This is a genomic window from Teichococcus rhizosphaerae, assembly GCF_002631185.1.
Lineage (GTDB): Bacteria > Pseudomonadota > Alphaproteobacteria > Acetobacterales > Acetobacteraceae > Pseudoroseomonas > Pseudoroseomonas rhizosphaerae.
Window position 1 is genome coordinate 1 of record NZ_PDNU01000068.1, and the last position, 3,607, is coordinate 3,607.

Sequence of the window (3,607 nt, forward strand, 5' to 3'; positions counted from 1 at the left end):
TGAATCAGACAGCGTAGGGCGGCTTGTGCAGCCCGGCGGGGGAATAGGTGAACACCTCGCACCCCGTCTCGGTCACGCCCACCATGTGCTCGAACTGGGCGGACAGGCTGCGGTCCCGCGTCACGGCGGTCCAGCCATCGTCCAGCACCTTCACGTCGGGGCGGCCGACATTCACCATGGGCTCGATGGTGAAGAACATGCCGGGCTTCAGCAGCGGCCCCTCGCCGGGGCGGCCGAAATGCAGCACATTGGGCGCGGCGTGGAAGGTGCGGCCGATGCCGTGCCCGCAGAAATCCCGCACCACGCTGAAGCGGTGGCTTTCCACATAGTTCTGGATGGCGTGGCCGATGTCGCCCAGGCGGGCGCCCGGCTTCACGGCCTTGATGCCGCGCAGCAGGCTCTCATGCGTCACGTCCATCAGCAGCCGGGCCTTGGTGCTGGGCGTGCCCGCCACGTACATGCGGCTGGTGTCGCCATACCAGCCATCCAGGATGACGGTGACGTCGATGTTCAGGATGTCGCCATCCAGCAGCTTCCGGGTGCCCGGGATGCCGTGGCAGACGACGTGATTGATGGAGATGCAGGAGGCGTGCTGGTAGCCGCGGTAGCCGATGGTGGCCGAGGTGGCGCCGCTCGTCTCGACGAAATCCTGGATGATCGCGTCCAGCTCGCCGGTGGTGACGCCGGGGCGCACATGCGGGGTGATCATGTCGAGCGTCGCGGCGGCCAGTTGCCCCGCGCGGCGCATCCCCTCGAAATCTTCGGGCGCGTGCAGGGGGATGCGCCGCGCTTCGGCACCGGACTGTTCCATGCGGCGCAAGATGCGCAAGACGCCTCAGGGTTGCAAGCGGCCGGCGCGCAGGGCAGGGGTGCCGCCGTGTCGGGGAAGCGGCGCCTGCGCCGGGAGGGCCCTCAATGTGGTGGGGGGCGCTCGCCGATGCGGTGTTCCACCGTGCCCAGCGCGTCTGCCAGCCGGGCATTGGCGCTGCCGCGCGGCGCGGGCTTCGGCTGGTCCGGCCCCGGCGCCCAGCCGGTCAGCACCAGCATCTCCAGCGGCATGGGCAACGTGCCCTCGGCATCCGGCGCGAGGGCGGCCAGCGCCATGGGAAACAGCGCGCGGGGCGGGATGCGCGGGTCGCGCGTCAGCACGGCGTTGCCCTCGCCGGCATCCCGCAGGTCCCGCAACAGGGCGAGGGGAGTGCGGTAGCGCAGCGGCAGCCTGTCGCGGTCGGCCACCGGCAGGGCGAAGCCGGCGCGTTGCAGCAGCGAGGCGCCGTCCCGCAGCTCGGGGAAGGGGGAGATGCGCGGGCTGAGCCCGTCGCGCAGCGCCGTCTCGGCCGTGGCCAACGCCTCGCGCAGCGGCTGCAACGTGCCGAGCGCGGGCAGGCTGGCCAGGAAGAGGCCATCGGGCGCCATGGCGCGGCGGATCTGGAGCAGCGCGCCGGGCAGGTCGTTCACCCAGTGGAGGGAAAGGCTGGCCACCACCAGGTCGAAGCTGCCGGGGGCGAAGGGCAGCCATTCCTCGTCGGCCGACACCGGCAGCCCGCCGGCCCCGGCCGCCATGCGGGCCGAGAGGTCCATCGACACCACCTGCCCCACGCCGCGCGCCCGCAGCGCCGGCGCCACCACGCCGCGCCCGCCGATCTCCAGGGCGCGGGCGAAGCGGCGGGTGGTGTCGTCCAGCCGGTCCAGCAGATGGTCGGCCGCGGCCTGCAGGATGGGGGTCACGTCACCCAGGCGGCCGGCCGCGCGGTCGCGCCGCCGCCGCACCAGGGTTCGATCGAAGACCTGCATCGCATCTGCCATGCGCGGGAGATGCGCTTCTGGCGGGCGCCGCGCAAGCATCCTTGCGGGAAAGGCTGGGAAGGCCATAAATTCACGAAATCGTGAACAAGACGTTCCTCCTGCGGCGCCTCCGCCATGGGCTGCTCCGCCTGGGCCACGCGGCCCTGGATGCCCTGCTGCCGCCGCGCTGCCTGGCCTGCGCCACGCCTGTTTTGGCGGAGGGAACGCTCTGCGCCGCCTGCTTCCGGGAGATCCGGCTGATCGGGCCGCCGCTCTGCCTCTGCTGCGGCATCCCCTTCCTGCATGCCCGGCAGGGGGAGCCGGCGCTGGGCGGCGGGCTGCTCTGCCCACGCTGCGCGGAGACGCCGCCCGTCTATGCGCGGGCGCGCGCCGCCTACCTCTATGACGCGGGGGCGAAGCGCCTGCTGCTGCCCTTCAAATACGCCGGACGCACCGAGCTGGCCCTGCCGCTGGCCCGGCAGATGGCGCATGCGGGGCGGGAATTGCTGGCGGAGGCCGACATGCTGTTGCCCGTGCCGCTGCACCGGCGGCGCCTGCTTTCGCGGGGCTACAACCAGGCGGGACTGCTGGCGGCCCGCCTGTCCCGGCTCGGTGGCGTGCCCTGGGCGCCGGACCTGCTGCGCCGCGCGCGCGCCACCACGGCCCTGGCGCGGCATGGTGCGGCGGAGCGCGCCGCCTTGCTGGACGGCGCCTTCCGCCTCGCGCCCGGGGGCGCGGCGCGGGTGGCGGGCCGGCGCCTGCTGCTGGTGGACGACGTGCTGACCTCCGGCGCCACCGCCTCGGCCTGCGCCGCGGTGCTGATGGCCGCGGGCGCGGCGCGGGTGGAGGTGCTGGCCGCCGCCCGCGTGCCCGATCCGCGCCTGGCCGAGAAGGACATGGCGGGGCTGGCCCTGCCGGGCGATGCATAAGCTTCGCAACGGCGCTGCAACACTCTTGACCGCCGCCCCTGGCGGGACGATCTCTGCGTCATGGCCAAGGTCGAAATCTACACCACCGCATTCTGCCCCTATTGCTCGCGCGCCAAGCTGCTGCTCGGCCGCAAGGGCGTGGGCTTCACCGAATACGATGCCCCGAACGGCTCGTCCGAGCGCGCGGATGCGGTGCGCCGGTCCGGCGGGCGGACCACGGTGCCGCAGATCTTCATCAACGATGAAGCCATCGGTGGCTGCGACGACCTCTTCGCACTGGACCGCGCGGGCAAGCTGGATGCCATGCTGCAGGCGGCATGAGCCGCCGCGTGGCCCCTGAACGAGGCCCCAGAACGATCCGCGCCGGCCGTGCCGGCGGGAGCACAACCGGCCAGATGGCAACCGGATAAGGCATGATCCACTACCAGCTCCGCTGCGACCAGGACCACGGCTTCGATGGCTGGTACAAGGACAGCGCGGCCTTTGAGAAGCTTTCCAGGGCCGGCATGATCGACTGCCCGATCTGCGGCAGCAGCAAGATCGGCCGGGCCTTGATGGCGCCCGCCATCGCCAAGGGCCGCTCCGCCGAGCCTGCACCCGCCGTCCAGCCGCCCGTCCCGGCCGAGGGCGTTCCCCAGGCGGCGGCCGGCCCGATGCCGGCCCAGGTCATGGCGCTGTTGCAGCGGATGCGGGCCGAGGTCGAGAAGAACTGCGACTATGTGGGCGCCGACTTCGCCGAGGAGGCCCGCCGCATGCACCGGGGCGAGAGCGAGCATCGCGGCATCTATGGCGAGGCCAGCGATGGCGACGCCGAGGCGCTGCGGGAGGAAGGCATCGCCGTGGCGCGCCTGCCCTGGGTGCCGCGCGCCGACGGCTGAGGCCGGCGGCCCGGC

Annotated in this window: 5 protein-coding genes; 3 read left to right on the plus strand and 2 right to left on the minus strand. The window is 72.8% G+C overall.

Annotated features, from left to right (window positions below; all coding sequences use genetic code 11):
- Positions 1-4 precede the first annotated feature (4 nt).
- Together map and CR162_RS20370 are read right to left on the minus strand one after the other, a co-directional pair.
- Complete coding sequence (map, locus tag CR162_RS20365; RefSeq protein ID WP_099097342.1) at positions 5-811, minus strand: type I methionyl aminopeptidase; 807 nt, start codon at positions 809-811, stop codon at positions 5-7.
- A gap of 101 nt (positions 812-912) precedes the next feature.
- Entirely contained in the window at positions 913-1,806 is an 894-nt protein-coding gene (locus CR162_RS20370) for a methyltransferase domain-containing protein (protein ID WP_099097339.1), read from the minus strand.
- Positions 1,807-1,886: 80 nt separating this feature from the next.
- On the opposite strand from CR162_RS20370, the gene CR162_RS20375 reads away from it, so the two are divergent.
- From CR162_RS20375 to CR162_RS20385, 3 genes are all read left to right on the plus strand, one after another.
- On the plus strand, positions 1,887-2,714 hold the full coding sequence (locus CR162_RS20375) for a ComF family protein (protein WP_245870508.1): 828 nt from the start codon (positions 1,887-1,889) through the stop codon (positions 2,712-2,714).
- 60 nt (positions 2,715-2,774) lie between these two features.
- On the plus strand, positions 2,775-3,035 hold the full coding sequence (gene grxC, locus CR162_RS20380; protein WP_099097340.1) for a glutaredoxin 3: 261 nt from the start codon (positions 2,775-2,777) through the stop codon (positions 3,033-3,035).
- Between the two features lie 92 nt (positions 3,036-3,127).
- The gene (locus CR162_RS20385) at positions 3,128-3,592 is read left to right on the plus strand and encodes a DUF1178 family protein (protein ID WP_099097341.1); all 465 of its coding nucleotides are present in this window, start codon (positions 3,128-3,130) and stop codon (positions 3,590-3,592) included.
- Positions 3,593-3,607: the final 15 nt, after the last annotated feature.